The organism is Aliirhizobium wenxiniae (genome assembly GCF_019511445.1).
GTDB classification, from domain to species: domain Bacteria; phylum Pseudomonadota; class Alphaproteobacteria; order Rhizobiales; family Rhizobiaceae; genus Neorhizobium; species Neorhizobium wenxiniae_A.
Window position 1 is genome coordinate 1 of record NZ_JAEUAN010000117.1, and the last position, 264, is coordinate 264.

The 264-nt window shown below is 53.8% G+C and carries 1 rRNA gene; it reads left to right on the forward strand.

Features of this window, described 5'->3' with window-relative positions:
- Window positions 1–177: 177 nt before the first annotated feature.
- Window positions 178–264, forward strand: a 5S ribosomal RNA gene (gene rrf / locus JNB91_RS30540); the annotation flags it as partial.

Here is a 264-nt window from a genome sequence, read left to right on the forward strand (position 1 = left end):
AGGCGTGTGGACGTGCAGCAATGCATGAAGCTTAGCCTTACTAATAGCCCGATTGGCTTAATCGCTCTCATTGATCAATGCTCATCTGTCAGGAAAAGCCTGACGGTGATGCAACGACGTGTTCAAAATAAAACAGGCTTACGCCTGCCAGCTTCTCTTCACATTGCCCTTAGATGACCTGGTGGTCATGGCGGGGCGGCCGCACCCGTTCCCATTCCGAACACGGCCGTGAAACGCCCCAGCGCCAATGGTACTCCGTCTCAA